The organism is Pseudomonas sp. GW822-FHT07A10, assembly GCF_058798795.1.
In genome coordinates this window covers 61,296-79,096 of the sequence record NZ_JBXAKV010000002.1, presented here as the reverse complement: position 1 = coordinate 79,096, position 17,801 = coordinate 61,296, and the positions used below count along the sequence as shown (strand labels likewise).

General features: G+C 56.9%; 15 protein-coding genes. 8 read left to right on the top strand and 7 right to left on the bottom strand.

The genetic code is table 11. From position 1 onward, the window contains the following. Positions 1–46: 46 nt before the first annotated feature. The 5 genes from mnmE to rpmH form a co-directional block, all read right to left on the bottom strand. The gene (mnmE, locus tag AC1RL4_RS03825) at positions 47–1,417 is read right to left on the bottom strand and encodes a tRNA uridine-5-carboxymethylaminomethyl(34) synthesis GTPase MnmE (RefSeq protein ID WP_019580343.1); all 1,371 of its coding nucleotides are present in this window, start codon (positions 1,415–1,417) and stop codon (positions 47–49) included. A 79-nt stretch (positions 1,418–1,496) separates the two neighbouring features. Beyond that, positions 1,497–3,182, bottom strand: a complete 1,686-nt coding sequence (gene yidC, locus AC1RL4_RS03820) for a membrane protein insertase YidC (protein ID WP_019580342.1) — start codon at positions 3,180–3,182, stop codon at positions 1,497–1,499. 2 nt (positions 3,183–3,184) lie between these two features. Continuing rightward, a complete protein-coding gene (gene yidD / locus AC1RL4_RS03815; RefSeq protein ID WP_003213574.1) occupies positions 3,185–3,430 on the bottom strand; it encodes a membrane protein insertion efficiency factor YidD in 246 nt (81 codons plus the stop codon). Beyond that, the gene (gene rnpA, locus AC1RL4_RS03810; RefSeq protein ID WP_026286513.1) at positions 3,423–3,824 is read right to left on the bottom strand and encodes a ribonuclease P protein component; all 402 of its coding nucleotides are present in this window, start codon (positions 3,822–3,824) and stop codon (positions 3,423–3,425) included. The genes yidD and rnpA overlap by 8 nt, the downstream gene beginning before the upstream one ends. A 16-nt stretch (positions 3,825–3,840) precedes the next feature. Then, positions 3,841–3,975 carry a 50S ribosomal protein L34 gene (gene rpmH / locus AC1RL4_RS03805; RefSeq protein WP_003213577.1) on the bottom strand — a complete coding sequence of 45 codons (135 nt, stop codon included), beginning with the start codon at positions 3,973–3,975 and terminating at the stop codon, positions 3,841–3,843. A gap of 568 nt (positions 3,976–4,543) precedes the next feature. On the opposite strand from rpmH, the gene dnaA reads away from it, so the two are divergent. The 4 genes from dnaA to gyrB are packed head-to-tail and all read left to right on the top strand — an operon-like array spanning position 4,544 to position 10,754. Beyond that, on the top strand, positions 4,544–6,064 hold the full coding sequence (gene dnaA, locus AC1RL4_RS03800; protein ID WP_007934322.1) for a chromosomal replication initiator protein DnaA: 1,521 nt from the start codon (positions 4,544–4,546) through the stop codon (positions 6,062–6,064). A gap of 39 nt (positions 6,065–6,103) precedes the next feature. Next, complete coding sequence (dnaN, locus tag AC1RL4_RS03795; protein ID WP_007903001.1) at positions 6,104–7,207, top strand: DNA polymerase III subunit beta; 1,104 nt, start codon at positions 6,104–6,106, stop codon at positions 7,205–7,207. Between the two features lie 20 nt (positions 7,208–7,227). Further along, on the top strand, positions 7,228–8,331 hold the full coding sequence (recF, locus tag AC1RL4_RS03790; protein ID WP_018927321.1) for a DNA replication/repair protein RecF: 1,104 nt from the start codon (positions 7,228–7,230) through the stop codon (positions 8,329–8,331). Positions 8,332–8,336: 5 nt separating this feature from the next. Beyond that, positions 8,337–10,754 (top strand): DNA topoisomerase (ATP-hydrolyzing) subunit B, encoded by a 2,418-nt coding sequence (gene gyrB / locus AC1RL4_RS03785; protein WP_007934319.1) that lies wholly within the window; start codon positions 8,337–8,339, stop codon positions 10,752–10,754. Between the two features lie 123 nt (positions 10,755–10,877). Here the strand turns inward: gyrB and AC1RL4_RS03780 are convergent, their stop codons facing one another. Further along, positions 10,878–11,675 (bottom strand): AraC family transcriptional regulator, encoded by a 798-nt coding sequence (locus AC1RL4_RS03780; RefSeq protein WP_032831051.1) that lies wholly within the window; start codon positions 11,673–11,675, stop codon positions 10,878–10,880. A gap of 158 nt (positions 11,676–11,833) precedes the next feature. Between AC1RL4_RS03780 and AC1RL4_RS03775 the strand changes: the two genes are divergently transcribed. Further along, on the top strand, positions 11,834–12,733 hold the full coding sequence (locus AC1RL4_RS03775) for an EamA family transporter (protein ID WP_028940077.1): 900 nt from the start codon (positions 11,834–11,836) through the stop codon (positions 12,731–12,733). Between the two features lie 123 nt (positions 12,734–12,856). Here the strand turns inward: AC1RL4_RS03775 and AC1RL4_RS03770 are convergent, their stop codons facing one another. After that, positions 12,857–13,576 (bottom strand): response regulator transcription factor, encoded by a 720-nt coding sequence (locus tag AC1RL4_RS03770; protein WP_026331802.1) that lies wholly within the window; start codon positions 13,574–13,576, stop codon positions 12,857–12,859. Positions 13,577–13,812: 236 nt separating this feature from the next. On the opposite strand from AC1RL4_RS03770, the gene AC1RL4_RS03765 reads away from it, so the two are divergent. The 3 genes from AC1RL4_RS03765 (at position 13,813) to AC1RL4_RS03755 (ending at position 17,675) form a co-directional block, all read left to right on the top strand. Further along, on the top strand, positions 13,813–14,016 hold the full coding sequence (locus AC1RL4_RS03765) for a hypothetical protein (RefSeq protein WP_169342502.1): 204 nt from the start codon (positions 13,813–13,815) through the stop codon (positions 14,014–14,016). A gap of 341 nt (positions 14,017–14,357) precedes the next feature. Next, a complete protein-coding gene (locus AC1RL4_RS03760; RefSeq protein ID WP_425439710.1) occupies positions 14,358–15,344 on the top strand; it encodes a FecR family protein in 987 nt (328 codons plus the stop codon). Between the two features lie 18 nt (positions 15,345–15,362). Then, a complete protein-coding gene (locus AC1RL4_RS03755; protein ID WP_019580334.1) occupies positions 15,363–17,675 on the top strand; it encodes a CHASE2 domain-containing protein in 2,313 nt (770 codons plus the stop codon). Positions 17,676–17,801: the final 126 nt, after the last annotated feature.

Genomic DNA, 17,801 nt, shown 5'->3' with positions numbered 1-17,801 from the left:
GGAGCAGACAGGCCAGAACGGCCTGTCTGTGGGTAACGCAGAAGGACTATTTACCGATGCAGAAGCTGGAGAAGATCCTGCCCAGCAGATCATCGGAGCTGAATGCCCCGGTGATTTCGCCCAAAGACTGCTGGGCTTGCCGCAAATCTTCGGCCAGCAGTTCACCGGCACCCGCTAACGTCAGCTGCGCGCGGCCGTGTTCGAGGGACGCACTCGCGTGGCGCAGTGCCTCCAGGTGGCGCCTGCGAGCACTGAAGCTGCTTTCAGAGGTCTGCTCGTAACCCATGCAGGCCTTGAGATGCTCGCGCAACAACTCCAGGCCTTCGCCGGCGGACCTGGCACTGAGGCTGATCGTGACGTGGCCATCGCCACTGACTTCCAGGGCAATCGCTTCACCCGTCAAGTCTGCCTTGTTACGAATCAGCGTCACTTTTGCCGGATCCGGGCGGGTTTCGAGGAATTCAGGCCACAAGGCAAATGGATCAAGGGCCTCGGGAGCCGTGGCATCGACCACCAGCAATACCCGATCCGCCTCGCCGATGGCTTTCAATGCCCGTTCTACGCCGATTTTCTCGACCTGATCGTCGGTATCCCGCAGCCCGGCAGTGTCGACCACATGCAACGGCATGCCATCGATGTGGATATGTTCGCGAAGAATATCCCGGGTCGTGCCGGCAATCTCGGTCACGATCGCGGCTTCACGTCCGGCCAGGGCGTTCAGAAGGCTGGACTTGCCGGCATTCGGCCGGCCGGCAATGACTACCGTCATGCCGTCACGCAGCAAGGCCCCCTGCCCGGCTTCCCGAAGCACTGTGGATAATTCGTCGCGCACTTTGTCCAGCATGCTCAGCACGTGGCCATCTGCGAGGAAGTCGATTTCTTCTTCAGGGAAGTCGATAGCCGCTTCGACGTAAATGCGCAGGCCTATCAATTGCTCGGTAAGGTTATGCACACGCTGGGAAAACGCCCCTTGCAACGAACGCAGGGCATTTCGTGCAGCCTGTGCAGAACTCGCCTCGATCAAATCGGCGATGGCTTCGGCCTGAGCCAGGTCGAGTTTGTCATTGAGGAAGGCGCGTTCGCTGAATTCACCCGGTCGGGCCAGACGGCAGCCCAGTTCCAGGCAGCGTTTGAGCAACATATCCAGGACGATTGGTCCGCCGTGGCCCTGCAGCTCCAGCACATCTTCGCCGGTGAACGAATTCGGTCCCGGGAAATACAGCGCGATGCCTTCGTCCAGCACCTCTTCGTTTTCACTGAGGAACGGGCCGTAATGGGCGAACCGCGGTTTCAGCTCGCGGCCGCTGATGGCTTTGGCCGCCACACTCGCCAGCGGCCCGGAAATACGGACGATGCCCACACCGCCGCGACCTTGAGCGGTGGCGACGGCTGCGATGGTTTCACGAGGAACGCTCATAAACCGGTATCCAGACAAAAGTGACAGATAGCAAAACGCCCCACTAGGGGGCGTTTTGAGTGGTTATCCACAGTGTAAATCAGGCAGTTGCTTTGGTAGCTGCTTCGATCTTACGCGTGATGTACCACTGTTGGGCGATCGACAGGCAGTTGTTCACTACCCAGTACAGTACCAGACCGGCCGGGAACCACAGGAAGAAGAAGGTGAAGATGATTGGCATCAGCTTCATCACCTTGGCCTGCATCGGATCCGGAGGCGTCGGGTTCAACTGCTGCTGGATGAACATGGTTGCGCCCATGATGATCGGCAGAATGAAGAACGGATCCTTGATCGACAGGTCAGTAATCCACAGCATGAATGGCGCCTGGCGCATTTCCACGCTTTCCAGCAGAACCCAGTACAGCGAAAGGAAAACCGGCATCTGCACCAGGATTGGCAAGCAGCCACCCAGTGGATTGATCTTCTCTTTCTTGTACAGCTCCATCATGGCTTGCGACATTTTCTGCCGGTCTTCGCCATGTTGCTCTTTCAGCGCGGCCAGTTTCGGTGCCACTGCACGCATGCGTGCCATGGATTTGTAGCTGGCGGCCGACAGCGGGAAGAAAATCCCCTTGATCAGCATGGTCAGGAAGATGATCGAGAAGCCCCAATTACCAACCAGTGCGTGGATATGTTGCAGCAACCAGAAGATTGGCTGGGCAATGAACCACAAAATGCCGTAGTCGACGGTCAGTTCCAGGCCTGGGGACAACTGTTTCAGGACAGCCTGGCTTTTTGGACCTGCGTACAGAACGGCGCTGGTTTCAACCTTGGCACCTGGCGCAGCGGTCAGAGAAGGACCGGTGTAGCCAATGATGTAGTTGCCTTTGCTGTCTTTACGGGTCTGGACGACGTTGTTTTCGCCCTTGGCCGGAATCCACGCGGTCACGAAGTAATGCTGCAACCAGGCAACCCAGCCACCGCTGACGGTTTCTTTCAGCTGAGCCTTGTCCATGTCCTTCATCGACACTTTCTTGTACGGCTCGTTACTTGTCCACAGGGCGGCGCCCAGGTAAGTCGCGGTACCGGTGGCAGTGCTGGAAGAAGGATCGGAACTGGCGTCACGCTTCAGTTGCGCGAACATTGCACCGGACCAGGGCTGAGCGCTCTGGTTGTCGATCAGGTAGGAAACGGTTACGTCATACAGGCCACGTTTCAGGGTGAAACGCTTGATGTAGTTGACGCCGTCCTTGCTGAACTTCAGGTCCACGACCAATTGGTCCTGACCGTCAGCCAGTTGATAAATCTTCTTCTCGGAGGAGTAAACCGGACGACCGGCAGGACTTGCGTCCGGACCGTTGGTGCCGATCAGGCCGCTCTGAGCCAGATAAGTCCGCTCGTTGCCGTTATCGAACAACTGGAATGGAATTTCCGGATGGTCCTGGCGACGTGGATACAGCGGCAGCGTCAACTGGGCAACATCGCCACCTTGTGGATCGATAGCCAGGTTGAGCACATCCGTTTTGATCTGGATGAGGTCTTTGCTTGCAGCCACTGGCGTTTCAGCAGGTGCAGTTGCACTGGTATCGCTTGCGGCGCGCGGGATGTCGTCACTGGCGGAAGCATTATTGCCAGTCGCCGTATCCGGTAGACCCGGTGCGGTAGTACTGGAAGCAACATTCTGAGTCGGCAGGGCAGCCTGGCCATAGTCCTGGTTCCATTTAAGAACCATAACGTAGGACACGATTGCCAGGGCGACGATCAGGATCGTGCGTTTGATATCCATGATTACTCGGCCATCGAAGAAGAACGGGAGGTAGGGATAGGTGGAACCGGGTCATAACCACCGGGATTCCACGGATGACAGCGACCTAAACGACGAAAGGTCAGCCAGCCACCGCGCAGAAGGCCATGATTTTCTATGGCTTCTAACGCGTAGCAGGAACAACTGGGGTAGAAACGACAGTGATTGGCCATCAGGGGACTAATGGCATAGCGATAAAACTGGATCGGAACGAGTGCCAGTTTACGCATCGGGACTGTCTACCCCTACAGTTTCGGCTTTGACTGCTGGTACCGGCTTGCTGCGTGCCAGACGTTTCCAGAGTTTGCCGAAATGCTGAATCAATTCGGGGTTTTCTACGTCACCCAAACCTTTGCGCGCGACGATAACAATGTCCCAACCGACCAGTGAATCCTGGTTCAGGCGAAACGATTCGCGCATCAGACGTTTGAGGCGATTGCGCTCGACGGAGAGCTTTACGCTCTTTTTCCCGATAACCAGCCCGAGACGGGGGTGATCAAGATCGTTATTGCGCGCAAGGAGCAGGAGATTTTTCCCCGGAACCTTGCCGGTAGGGGAGTCAAAGACTGCCTTGAAATGCCGGGGAGTAAGCAGACGCTTATCCCGACTGAAGTCCTGACTCACCTCCAGTGCCGGATTATCAAACTGCCAGACGCGCACGACCTTTGGCGCGACGACGCGACAGGACGGCACGACCGTTCTTGGTAGCCATGCGAGCACGGAAACCGTGGGTACGAGCGCGTTTGATAGTGCTTGGTTGGAAAGTACGTTTCATTGTCGTGTTACCTGGTTCGTCCACAACGGGCCGGAATGGCCCCCGTTTTAAGAGACCGGGGATTCTAGAGAAAGCAAGCCTCTAGGTCAATTTCCAACCAACGTTTCCTTATAAATAGATCTCCAGAGGATTTGCTCGTCCGCAGGTCGTTCGCTAGATATAGAAATAAAGAAGGGAATTATTTAAAGCTTTTCTGTAAAGCTTGTAAAAGCTAGGCACGCGATGATCTGTGGATAACTGCCTTAAGCCCTTAAAAACCGTGATGTACAGAGAATGACAACTACAGTGGAAAACGGTGATCAGCCTGTGCTGCGCTATCGGATAAGCTGTGTGTGGAAAGGTCAGTTATCCACAGGCAGGTTATCCACCGAGTTTCGCCCCCACTTGTCCAGTGCCCTCATGGGCGGTTATCCACAGAGCTTATGCACATACCGTTGGTCTTCTTTTTGAGGGTTAACGCGTTGATAATTCATGCCCTGTGCGCAACCTGCATGTGGATAAGTGGGCGTCTGGCCGCTACAATGACCGCTTGTTTTTGCCTCACCGGCTTTCAACTTAGGGGATATCCGTGTCAGTGGAACTTTGGCAGCAGTGCGTGGAGCTTTTGCGCGATGAGCTGCCTGCCCAACAATTCAACACTTGGATCCGCCCGCTACAGGTCGAAGCCGAAGGCGACGAGTTGCGTGTCTACGCACCGAATCGTTTTGTTCTCGACTGGGTCAACGAAAAGTACCTGGGCCGCGTCCTTGAACTGCTGGATGAGCACGGCAATGGCATGGCGCCGGCGCTTTCCTTATTAATAGGCAGCAAACGCAGTTCGGCACCGCGTGCGGCACCCAATGCCCCGTTGGCCGCTGCGGCGTCCCAGGCTCAGGCGGCGGCCGCACCGGTCAGCGCTCCAGCCCCTGCTCCGGCAGCGGCACCGACCAAGCGTTCGACGCAAAAAGTTGCCGAGGTCAGTGAAGAACCGTCCCGCGACAGCTTCGACCCTATGGCCGGCGCCAGTTCGCAACAGGCCCCGGTTCGTTCCGAGCAGCGCACGGTGCAGGTCGAAGGTGCGCTCAAGCACACCAGCTACCTGAACCGCACATTCACCTTCGAGAACTTCGTCGAAGGTAAGTCCAACCAACTGGCACGGGCTGCGGCCTGGCAGGTGGCGGACAACCCCAAACACGGTTACAACCCGCTCTTCCTTTATGGCGGCGTCGGTTTGGGTAAAACCCACTTGATGCACGCTGTGGGTAACCACCTATTAAAGAAGAACCCGAATGCCAAGGTCGTGTACCTGCATTCGGAGCGTTTCGTGGCCGACATGGTCAAGGCGCTGCAGTTGAACGCGATCAACGAGTTCAAACGCTTCTACCGTTCGGTGGATGCGTTGCTGATCGATGACATTCAGTTCTTCGCTCGCAAGGAACGTTCGCAGGAAGAGTTTTTCCACACCTTCAACGCCCTGCTCGAAGGTGGCCAGCAGGTCATTCTCACCAGTGACCGCTATCCGAAAGAAATTGAAGGCCTTGAAGAACGCCTCAAATCCCGCTTTGGCTGGGGTCTGACGGTTGCCGTCGAGCCGCCGGAGCTGGAAACCCGTGTAGCGATCCTGATGAAAAAGGCCGACCAGGCCAAAGTCGATCTGCCACACGACGCGGCATTCTTCATCGCTCAGCGTATTCGCTCCAACGTCCGTGAGCTGGAAGGCGCGCTCAAACGCGTGATCGCCCACTCGCACTTTATGGGCCGCGACATCACCATCGAGTTGATTCGCGAATCCCTGAAAGACTTGTTGGCGTTGCAAGATAAACTGGTCTCTGTGGATAACATTCAGCGCACCGTCGCTGAGTATTACAAGATCAAGATCTCCGACCTGCTGTCCAAGCGTCGTTCACGCTCGGTAGCACGTCCGCGTCAGGTCGCTATGGCGTTGTCCAAGGAATTGACCAACCACAGCCTGCCGGAAATCGGCGATGTGTTTGGCGGCCGCGACCACACGACTGTTTTGCACGCCTGCCGCAAGATCAACGAGCTTAAGGAATCCGACGCGGACATCCGCGAGGACTACAAGAACCTGCTGCGTACACTGACCACTTGATGAACACCAGCGCAGCTTATTAAGGCAAGGGACTAGACCATGCATTTCACCATTCAACGCGAAGCCCTGTTGAAACCCCTGCAACTGGTCGCAGGCGTCGTCGAGCGCCGACAGACCTTGCCGGTGCTTTCCAACGTGCTGCTGGTTGTCGAAGGCCAGCAACTGTCGCTGACCGGTACCGACCTGGAAGTCGAGCTGGTCGGTCGTGTGCAACTCGAAGAGCCTGCAGACCCGGGTTCCATCACTGTGCCTGCGCGCAAGCTGATGGACATCTGCAAGAGCCTGCCAAACGATGCGCTGATCGACATCAAGGTCGATGAGCAGAAGCTCGTGGTGAAGGCCGGCCGTAGCCGATTCACCCTGTCGACCCTGCCGGCCAACGACTTCCCGACGGTGGAAGAAGGCCCGGGTTCGCTGACCTGCAGCCTTGAGCAAAGCAAACTGCGTCGCCTGATCGAACGCACCAGCTTCGCCATGGCGCAGCAGGACGTGCGTTATTACCTCAACGGCATGCTGCTGGAAGTCTCGGCCGGGATCATCCGCGCCGTGGCGACCGACGGTCACCGTCTGGCCATGTGCTCGATGCAGGCCGATATCGGTCAGCCGGATCGTCATCAGGTGATCGTGCCACGCAAAGGTATCCTGGAACTGGCACGTCTGCTGACCGAACCGGACGGCAACGTCAGCATCGTGCTGGGCCAGCACCACATCCGTGCCACCACCGGCGAGTTCACCTTCACCTCGAAACTGGTCGACGGTAAATTCCCTGACTACGAGCGCGTTCTGCCTAAAGGCGGCGACAAGCTGGTACTCGGCGATCGCCAGGCCCTGCGTGAAGCGTTCAGCCGTACCGCGATTCTGTCCAACGAGAAGTACCGCGGCATCCGTCTGCAACTGGCCAATGGTCAGCTGAAGATCCAGGCGAACAACCCGGAGCAGGAGGAAGCGGAAGAAGAAGTGGGCGTTGAGTACAACGGCGGCTCTCTGGAAATCGGCTTCAACGTGAGCTACCTGCTCGACGTATTGGGCGTGATGACCACCGAGCAGGTTCGCCTGATCCTGTCCGACTCCAACAGCAGTGCGCTGGTGCAAGAGTCCGACAACGACGACTCGGCTTACGTTGTCATGCCGATGCGTCTGTAATCATGCTCAGCAGAAGCTAGATGTCCTTAAGTCGCGTCTCGGTCACCGCGGTGCGCAATCTGCACCCGGTGACCTTCTCCCCCTCCCCCCGAATCAACATTCTTTACGGCGCCAACGGCAGCGGCAAAACCAGTGTTCTGGAAGCCATTCATCTGCTGGGGCTTGCCCGTTCGTTTCGTAGCACCCGCCTGTTGCCGGTTATTCAGTACGAACAATTGGCGTGCACGGTATTTGGCCAGGTCGAATTGGCCGAGGGCGGGCACAGCGCATTGGGGATATCTCGCGATCGTCAGGGAGAGTTCCAGATCCGCATCGACGGGCAGAACGCCCGTAGTGCGGCACAACTGGCGGAGATCCTGCCGCTGCAGTTGATCAACCCGGACAGCTTCCGCCTGCTGGAAGGCGCGCCGAAGATTCGCCGGCAGTTTCTCGACTGGGGTGTGTTCCACGTGGAACCGCGATTCATGTCTACGTGGCAGCGCTTGCAGAAGGCCTTGCGCCAGAGAAACTCTTGGCTGCGGCATGGTACACTTGACGCCGTTTCGCAAGCGGTTTGGGACAGGGAACTGTGCCAGGCCAGCGATGAAATAGATGAATACCGCCGCGCTTACATCAAAGCCTTGAAACCAGTCTTTGAACAGACCTTGAGCGAACTGGTTGAGCTTGAGGGCTTGACGCTCAGCTATTACCGAGGCTGGGACAAAGACCGTGAGTTGAGTGCAGTGCTCGCCGGATCCCTTCAGCGGGATCAGCAAATGGGTCATACCCAGGCCGGACCACAACGGGCTGATTTGCGTCTCCGATTAGGCGCACATAACGCCGCGGACATCTTGTCCCGTGGTCAGCAGAAGTTGGTGGTCTGTGCATTGCGGATTGCCCAAGGGCACTTGGTCAGCCAGGCCCGACGCGGCCAGTGTATTTATCTGGTGGATGACCTGCCGTCCGAACTGGACGAGCACCACCGTCGCGCGCTTTGCCGCTTGCTGGAAGACTTACGCTGCCAGGTCTTTATCACCTGTGTAGATCACGAATTATTGAGGGAAGGCTGGCAGACGGAAACGCCAGTCGCTTTGTTCCACGTGGAACAGGGCCGTATCACCCAGACCCACGACCATCGGGAGTGAAGGCATTGAGCGAAGAAAATACGTACGACTCAACGAGCATTAAAGTGCTGAAAGGCCTGGATGCCGTACGCAAACGTCCCGGTATGTACATTGGTGACACCGACGATGGCAGCGGTCTGCACCACATGGTGTTCGAGGTGGTCGATAACTCGATCGACGAAGCTTTGGCCGGCCACTGCGACGACATCAGCATCATCATTCACCCGGATGAATCCATCACTGTTCGCGACAACGGTCGTGGCATCCCGGTAGACGTGCACAAAGAAGAAGGCGTTTCGGCGGCCGAGGTCATCATGACCGTGCTGCACGCCGGCGGTAAGTTCGACGATAACTCCTACAAGGTTTCCGGTGGTCTGCACGGTGTAGGTGTATCGGTGGTTAACGCCCTGTCCGAAGAGCTGGTCCTGACCGTTCGCCGCAGCGGCAAGATCTGGGAACAGACTTACGTCCACGGTGTTCCGCAAGAACCGATGAAAATCGTTGGCGACAGCGAATCCACCGGTACCCAGATTCACTTCAAGCCTTCGGCTGACACCTTCAAGAACATCCACTTCAGTTGGGACATCCTGGCCAAGCGGATTCGCGAACTGTCCTTCCTCAACTCCGGTGTCGGCATCGTCCTCAAGGACGAGCGCAGCGGCAAGGAAGAGTTGTTCAAGTACGAAGGTGGTCTGCGTGCATTCGTTGAATACCTGAACACCAACAAGACTGCGGTCAATCAGGTGTTCCACTTCAACATCCAGCGTGAAGACGGCATCGGCGTGGAAATCGCCCTGCAGTGGAACGACAGCTTCAACGAGAACCTGTTGTGCTTCACCAACAACATTCCACAGCGCGATGGCGGTACTCACCTGGTGGGTTTCCGTTCGGCACTGACGCGTAACCTGAACACCTACATCGAAGCTGAAGGCCTGGCGAAGAAGCACAAAGTCGCCACCACCGGTGACGATGCCCGCGAAGGCCTGACGGCGATCATTTCGGTGAAAGTGCCGGATCCGAAGTTCAGCTCCCAGACCAAAGACAAGCTGGTGTCTTCCGAAGTGAAGACCGCGGTCGAACAGGAAATGGGCAAGTACTTCTCCGACTTCCTGTTGGAAAACCCGAACGAAGCCAAGCTGGTCGTCGGCAAGATGATCGACGCGGCGCGTGCTCGTGAAGCGGCGCGTAAAGCCCGTGAGATGACCCGTCGTAAAGGCGCGCTGGACATCGCCGGCCTGCCGGGCAAACTGGCGGACTGCCAGGAAAAAGACCCTGCCCTTTCCGAACTGTACCTCGTGGAAGGTGACTCTGCTGGCGGCTCCGCCAAGCAGGGACGTAACCGCAAGACCCAGGCCATCCTGCCATTGAAGGGCAAGATCCTGAACGTCGAGAAGGCGCGCTTCGACAAGATGATCTCTTCGCAAGAAGTGGGCACCTTGATCACCGCGCTAGGCTGCGGCATCGGTCGCGACGAGTACAATATCGACAAGCTGCGTTATCACAACATCATCATCATGACCGATGCTGACGTCGACGGTTCGCACATCCGTACCCTGCTGCTGACCTTCTTCTTCCGTCAGCTGCCGGAGCTGATCGAGCGCGGCTACATCTATATCGCTCAGCCACCGCTGTACAAAGTGAAGAAAGGCAAGCAAGAGCAATACATCAAAGACGACGACGCCATGGAAGAGTACATGACGCAGTCGGCCCTGGAAGATGCGAGCCTGCACCTGAACGAGGAAGCACCGGGTATCTCGGGTGAAGCCCTCGAGCGTCTGGTGAATGACTTCCGTCTGGTGATGAAGACCCTCAAGCGCCTGTCGCGCCTGTACCCACAGGAACTGACCGAGCACTTCATCTACCTGCCAGCGGTCAGCATGGAGCAACTGTCCGATCACGCAGCGATGCAGGATTGGCTGGCTCAGTACGAAGTTCGTCTGCGCACCGTCGAGAAGTCCGGCCTGGTCTACAAGGCCAGCTTGCGCGAAGACCGTGAGCGTAACGTCTGGCTGCCAGAGGTCGAACTGATCTCCCACGGCCTGTCGAACTACGTCACCTTCAACCGCGACTTCTTCGGCAGCAACGATTACAAGACCGTCGTTTCCCTGGGCGCTCAACTGAGCACCCTGCTGGACGATGGCGCTTATATCCAACGTGGCGAACGCAAGAAAGCCGTCACCGAATTCAAGGAAGCCCTTGAATGGTTGATGGCCGAAAGCACCAAGCGTCATACCATCCAGCGATACAAAGGTCTGGGTGAGATGAACCCTGATCAGCTGTGGGAAACCACCATGGATCCGGGCTCGCGCCGCATGCTCAAAGTGACCATCGAAGACGCCATCGGCGCCGACCAGATCTTCAACACCCTGATGGGTGATGCGGTCGAACCTCGCCGTGACTTCATCGAAAGCAATGCCCTGGCGGTGTCCAACCTGGACTTCTGATCCGGCAGGACCGCTAAAATAAAAAAGGCCAACGCTAAGCGTTGGCCTTTTTTATTGCGCGTGTCCCGTCCTGAATAAGGTTTACACCTGTTTCAGGACTAGACACCCTTCCTGATCAATCGCTCAGAACATCGATGCGCCTTTGGACTTGGCCAGATAACGCCCCGGTGAATCCCCCAGGTTACGCCGAAATACCGAGGTAAATGCGCTTGGGCTGCTGTAACCCAGATCCATCGCCACTTCGGTGATAGATGAACCATTGCTCAGTCTGGATGTTGCTTCCAGCAAACAGACTTGTTGCCGCCAGAACACAAAACTCATGCCAGTCGCTGCCCGAAAACTTCGCGTGAACGTTCGCCGGCTCATGTTCGACCAGCTGGCCATTTCACTGATGGAGATATTCTGCGTGGGGGCATCCAGGAATCGATGGCACGAAACGGCCAGTCGAGGTTCCGAAGGCAATGGTGCGCTCAATGGAAGCTCCGACATGGCGCCGATTTCATCCACCAGCAGCGTCTGTACGGACTGGCTTCGGATACTAGGCGCTTGCTCCGGGTCGATGGCCAGCGCTGCTTCCAACAGATGCCTCAGCAACGGCGAAACATCGTAGACCTGGCAATGCTCCGGCAAACCGGCGCGGATGGAGGCAGCCTCATTGAGGTAAGTATTGATCATGGTCACTTCGCCGTGCATATGCATTTCATGCGACACGCACGCGGGAACCCAAAGCGCTCTTTGAGGCGGGACAACCCAATTCCCCTGATCGGTGAACATCTTCAACGCGCCCGTCGAGGCGTACGCAAACTGACCACGACTGTGCGTATGCCGCGCAAAAACAGTACCCGAAGAATACTTGCTCAGGTTCACCACAGCATCGGGGCTTCCATGCTCGTAGGGATCTAGTGTTGGATTGATCGACATGGCCCGATTTTGACAAAAGTAGACCTGCTATAGCAAGCAGGCCAAATTTTTGGACCATAGAATCACATCTCCAAAAATGCCTGATGCAGAAACGGTTCGCATTGAACTGATTGGAATGAGGCATACCGCGGTGTGCCGCTTAATGTGAGGATAGGGATATGCAGAAAAAACATTTGGTTCTGGCGATACTCGTCACTTTAGTGTGGGGAGTGAACTTTCCAATCACCAAGCTGGGGTTACGCTCGATCGATCCCTTTGTGTTAACCGGAATACGCTTTGCACTCGCCGCCATACCTTTGGTGTTCTTCATAAAGCGCCCCGCCATCAAGTTCAGCTATGTTGTCGCCTACGGCTTCATTTTCGGATTGGGTATGTGGGGCGTAATCAACTATGGCATCCAAGTCGGTGTCAGCCCCGGTATTGCTTCGCTGATCATCCAGCTCAGCGTGTTCTTCACCATGGGGTGGGGGGCGTTATTATTTAAAGAGAAGCTACGTAGGGCTCAGCTTATCGGGGCACTGCTGGCATTGGTCGGGTTGGCGGGCATCATTTCTACCCAGCAAGGGGAGCACGCGATACTTGGAGTACTGCTGATTGTGCTGAGTGCAGTCGCCTGGAGCGTCGGCAACATGATTATCAAGACATCCGGTGTCAAAGAGATCTTTTCATTTATGGTCTGGGCCAGTCTGTTTCCACCCATCCCACTCTTCTTCATCGCCTGGCTCATGCAAGGTGCCGCGCCCTTTGAGAATCTGCAAAGCAGTCTCGACCTGACAGCTGTGCTATCGATTATTTTCCAGGTTTATCTGGCCACACACTTTGCCTATTGGGGGTGGAACTCGCTCTTGAAGCTTTATCCTGTTTCAACAGTGGCACCGCTGTCGTTGTTGATTCCGGTATTCGGCATCGGCAGTTCGATGCTGATTATCGGCGAACACATCTCGATACCGAACTTGATTTCAATTGCGATCATCATTATGGGATTGGCAGTCGGCCTCTATCGCAAGTCTGCCGACACAATCCATGCCGCCCCCAGAGCCAGGTTGCGCTCGGACTAAGGCGGTCGTGCCAGAACATTGATCAATTGAAATCTACATGGGCGGGGGATTTATTTCCCGCGCAGAACTACCGTAATGGACACTGCCAACGCTCAGCGTTGGACTTTTATATTGTTCGTCGAATCATTCGCTAGCGGTGGCTACGCTCTCAAGCCGATACCCATACCCGTAAATCGTCAGCAGTTGCCAACCGCGATCAGCCGTCAGGCCCAGCTTGTTGCGCAGGCGATAAATATGAGTATCCAGGGGCCGGGAGGAGACGATTTCTTCATGGGTCCAAAAGCGCTCATACAAGTATTCACGGGATAAAGGTCGGCCCAGATTGGCGAACAGGCAGCGGGCGAGACGGTATTCCCGTTCGGTCAGGCTGATGGGGGTGGAGGCACGGGTGACAGTGAGTTCGGCGTCGTCGAATTCGAGGTCATTGAATGTGAGTACTTCGGTGGCTGCCGCGCGTTGCAGTCCATGCCGACGAAGCACGGCGCTGACCCGAGCCATCAGCTCGTTAGGACGAAACGGTTTGCTCACGTAATCGTCGGCTCCGGCGTTCAAGGCCTGGACGATATCGCTTTCGGTATCGCGACTGGTGAGCATGATCGCGGCCGGTGGTGAGTCCATGTGTTCCCGGGTCCAGCGCAACAACGACAGACCGCTGATGTCGGGCAATTGCCAGTCGAGGATCAGCAGATCGAAAGTTTCCCGGCGAAGTTGCCGTAACAGGTCCTCTCCCCGCTCGAAACTGTGCAACGTCCACGCCTGCTCCCCCGTGACGGGGATCTGTCGCAGTGTCTGTTCCACCCGGCGGAGTTCGGCGGGTTCGTCATCCAGTATTGCGACACGCATGCCGAGTGCTTCCTTCATCTCGTAAGTGCAACGGTTAAGAAAATTCCTGCGGGAGTTTAGGCTGATTGATTGAATCTGAACAATTGTGGCGAATTGCTGTGAACTTCCCAAGTGTGGATACGCTGATATCACTTAGCCGGTAGGCGATGAATTATCGGCAGAATGCTCCAGAGGGACTGTGGGAAAAAATGCGTCTAAAGATTATCTTTAACGGGTTTACAAGATTAGCAGCGTTGATGTTGGCCGCGGGTCTCGGATTGGGATGCACCACGGTCCAGTCAATATCAGTCATCGAGCAGAATGTTACACCGCGTTACTTCGGCCCGGCAGAGACGAACACGGTGATGGGCGACTCGCCAGGCTTTGCCCCGGTGCACTCCGCACAGGTGGAAGCCGCCCAGCTCGACATTCGCTCGGCGCAACAACGCTGGGTGTTTTAGGCGCCTTCAGTCAATTCTGAACAAATATTGAGAATGACCGCGCAAGGTCGCTTATGCCGGTAAATTCGTTTTCGCTGAGCGGCACAGGGGCATTGGGATGTGCTCCGACGCAGGGAGCGTCAATGCCAAACTGCAGGACCGTCGATCGCCGGTTTTCGGCGGGTCTGCAGTTCAGGGGAAAACACATGGAGTGCCTGCTCAGTTCTGACACAGGGATGTGTCATCTCATTTCCTTTGCGCCCATGGCTATCTGCCAGAGCATCCGGTCAGGTATCGTGCGTCAGCGCGGGCGTTTCCCGGCATGATTTGTATAAGAGCATAAAAGCCAATCCATGAACCTCATGACCTTATTGCTCCCACGCCGTTCTGGCGTTTGTCTTTTACTGGTTGCCGGGTTGATGGAATTGTTCACCCAGAGTGCATCGGCGGCTGCCGCCTCGGCAAAACGTCTGCCTTATATCGATGACAATCAACAATGTCGCGGCCAACCGCTGCCCGCGACTGTCGAGCACCTGACCGGCGAAGCCTGGAAGCTGGATGCCAAAGGTAAACAGACGCCACTGCAGGAAGGCATGCCGATCGATGAGCAGGAAGGCATCAAGACTTCACCCTCGGCGTTTGTCAGCCTGTCCCTGGGCGATGGCTCGCGGGTAGTGCTGCCTTCCAGCTCCCAGATCACGCTACACCTCAATGAAGAACATTCGATCCCTCAGGTTATCCTCGAGCAGGGCCAGGTCGAGTCGTATGTGATCAAGCGTGCCAGCGACCATGATCGTTTTCAGATCGTCACGCCGGTCGGTGTACTGGGCGTACGGGGTACGCACTTCCGGGTGCGCAACGATGATGATGGCCAGGCATTACTGGAAGTGCTGAACGGGCACGTGGCGGTCAATCGTGATGAGGAACTGTCGCGCCCCCGCTCTGCCCGCTCCACTGCCAAACGGACTCAGGGCCCTGAGGATGATGAAGTCCAGGTCATGGCCCGTCAGGGTTTGCGTATTCAGAAACAAGGCACGTTGACGCCAATCGACTTGTTACCTGCCCCACGTTTGTTGGGGCAGGCCGGTCAAACGGGTAATGTGCCTGTCTGGCAATTGATCATGAAGCCCATCGAAGGCGCCACGCGTTATCGGGCGCAAGTGGCCACCGACGCGGCCTTTCTGGACATCAAGCAAGAGCAGTTTTCCAGCACGCCCGAGGTCAAATTCAGCGGGTTGAAGGCGTTGTTCTACCATGTTCGCCTGTCGGCGTATGACGCTCAGGGGTTAGAAGGAGAGACCGGGGTGTATGACATTTTCTATTACCCCAGGACCACGCGTGTCCAATAGCGCCCTGGCCGACGACCGATGAAGGGCCGCCCAAGGAAGGATGGTCGCGAGCCGACCCAGGCTCAGCGGCTGTTTCGGCGAATGGTCCGCGAGTGGCTGTGGGTCAGCCTGATCCTGTTGCCGCTGACGGCAGTGCTGTCCATGACCCATGGCCTGGTCTTGAGCAATCTGCTGTACGACAACCTGCGTCGGCTGAGCCCGCTGCCGGTGGACCCACGAATACTCATCGTCACGATCGATGACTACAGCTTGCAGCAGCTAGGCAAATGGCCTTGGTCGCGGGCCATGCACGCGCAGTTGCTTGATCGGCTAGGCGCTGCGAACGCCAAAGGCATTCTGTTCGACGTAATTTTCAGCGAGCCCGATAGCCATCCCGGCAACGATCAGCTTCTGGCCCAGGCGGCCTGCCGTGCCGGAAATGTCTTCGTGCCGTTGCTGCGTGAAGGCGTGGCGCGTTATGGACAGCCTTTGGGGGAAATTGAACCGGTGGCGCCACTGAGCCATTGCGCCAAAGGCGTCGGGCACATCAATGCCCAAGCGGATGCCGACGGGATCGTTCGCAGTGTGTACTTAAGCGAAGGACCGGCACAACAAACACGTGCGCAACTGGCCTGGCTGCTGTACGAACAGACCCTTGCCGACAAGGAGAATGTACCGATGCCCGGGACCCCGGCCCTGCCGTCGACACAAGGCTGGCAGCGAGCCCACGAAATACGGATTCCTTTCATCCGTTCCGATGCGGGTTTTCCCAGTGTGCCCTACGTCAGCGTCTTGCGCGGTGAAGTCCCGCCCGAATTGCTGCGCGATCGCTTGATCCTGATCGGCTCCACCGCTCCAGGTTTGGGGGACCGTTACGTGACACCGCAATCGGCGAGCATGGGCACCACCCCGGGCATCGAAATTCAGGCAAATATCCTCAATGGGCTGCTGCAACAGCGCAACATTGTGGCTCTCGATGAACGTTTGGCGGCGTTGTTATCGGTGGTGATTGTCGGTGAGTTGCTGGGCCTGATGTTGGTGCGTCCGCGTCGCGCGTTATGGCTGACCCTGGGGGCAATGGCGGTCGCGCTGCTGGGTTCGAGCCTGCTGTTACGTCTTGGCTGGTGGTGGTCACCGGCCGCGAGTCTGCTGGGTATGCTGTTGGGTTACCTGATCTGGAATTGGCGAAGGCTGAATGCGGTGCTCGCCTATTTCGGCTGGGAACTGGCGCGTCTGGACAGCGAGCCGAAAGTGTTTCCCGAACGCCGCCGTACCCAGGCTCCGGCTGGCGATGTGCTGCAAGGGCAAATCGTCGCGCTGGAACAGGCCATGAGCCGGACACGTGACACCCGGCGTTTCATTGCCGATGGCCTTGAGTACTTGCCGGTGGCGACGCTGATCAGCGATCCGAACGGGCGCATTCTGTTGGCCAACCGTAAGGCTCGAGAGATATTTTCCAGCAGCCTGGTGGGCGAGGAGATGCTCGAGCAACTGAGCGAGTTGGGTTACCCGGTGCCGTCCGATGGAACGCTACCGGCGTTGTCGACCCTGGAGCCGCTGGAATTTCGTGACACTCAGGCACGCAGCCTGCGTCTGGACCTGGCGCCGCTGTTGCCGGCCGAGGGCGACTCGGTGATTGGCTGGTTACTGAGCCTCACTGACTTGAGCGTCGAACGGGACGCCGAGGAGCAGCGGGCCGTGTTGCTGCGTTTTCTGTCTCATGACCTGAGGGCCCCCCACTCGGCGATTCTGGCTTTGCTCGACGTTCAGCGGCATCAGGTGTCTGGCGACACTCAAGTGTTCAGTCAGATCGAATTACAAGTACGCAAGGCGCTGAACCTGACCGAGGCCTTTGTGCAGTTGGCAAAGGCTGAATCCGAGGCCTATCAGTTTCAGCCGAGTATGTTCGCGATGTTGCTGCTCGATACCTTCGACCAGGCCTCGAGCATCGCTCATCTGAAGAACATTCAGTTGCTGCATGACCTCGACGAAGATGCTGAAGCGCTGGTCCTGGCCGATCAGTCGTTACTGACACGGGCACTGTTCAACCTGCTGGAAAATGCCATCAAGTACAGTCCGGCAGGTTCGCGGATCAGCGTGCGGGTGAGTTGTGCCGAGGGTTGGTTGACGTGCGAGATCGCCGACCAGGGCCGAGGGATTGCCGTCGAAGAACTCCCCGAGTTGTTCAGTCAGTATCGACGCTTTGCATCGGCTCACGGCAGTGACGGCCTGGGGCTGGGGTTGTCCATGGTCAAGGCGGTGGTGGATCGTCACGGCGGGCGGATTTCCTGTCATAGCGTGGTGGGGCAAGGTACGACGTTCAGTGTCCAGCTGCCCCTATTGAGCGAGTGAGCCTGATCTTTTTCACAGGCATAAAAAAACCGGCTATATCAGCCGGTTTTTTTACGTCCGAAAAAAACTTATGCACGTTTTCCGAAGTTTTATTTGCTTAAGAAATATGTATGCAAATCAAAAGCT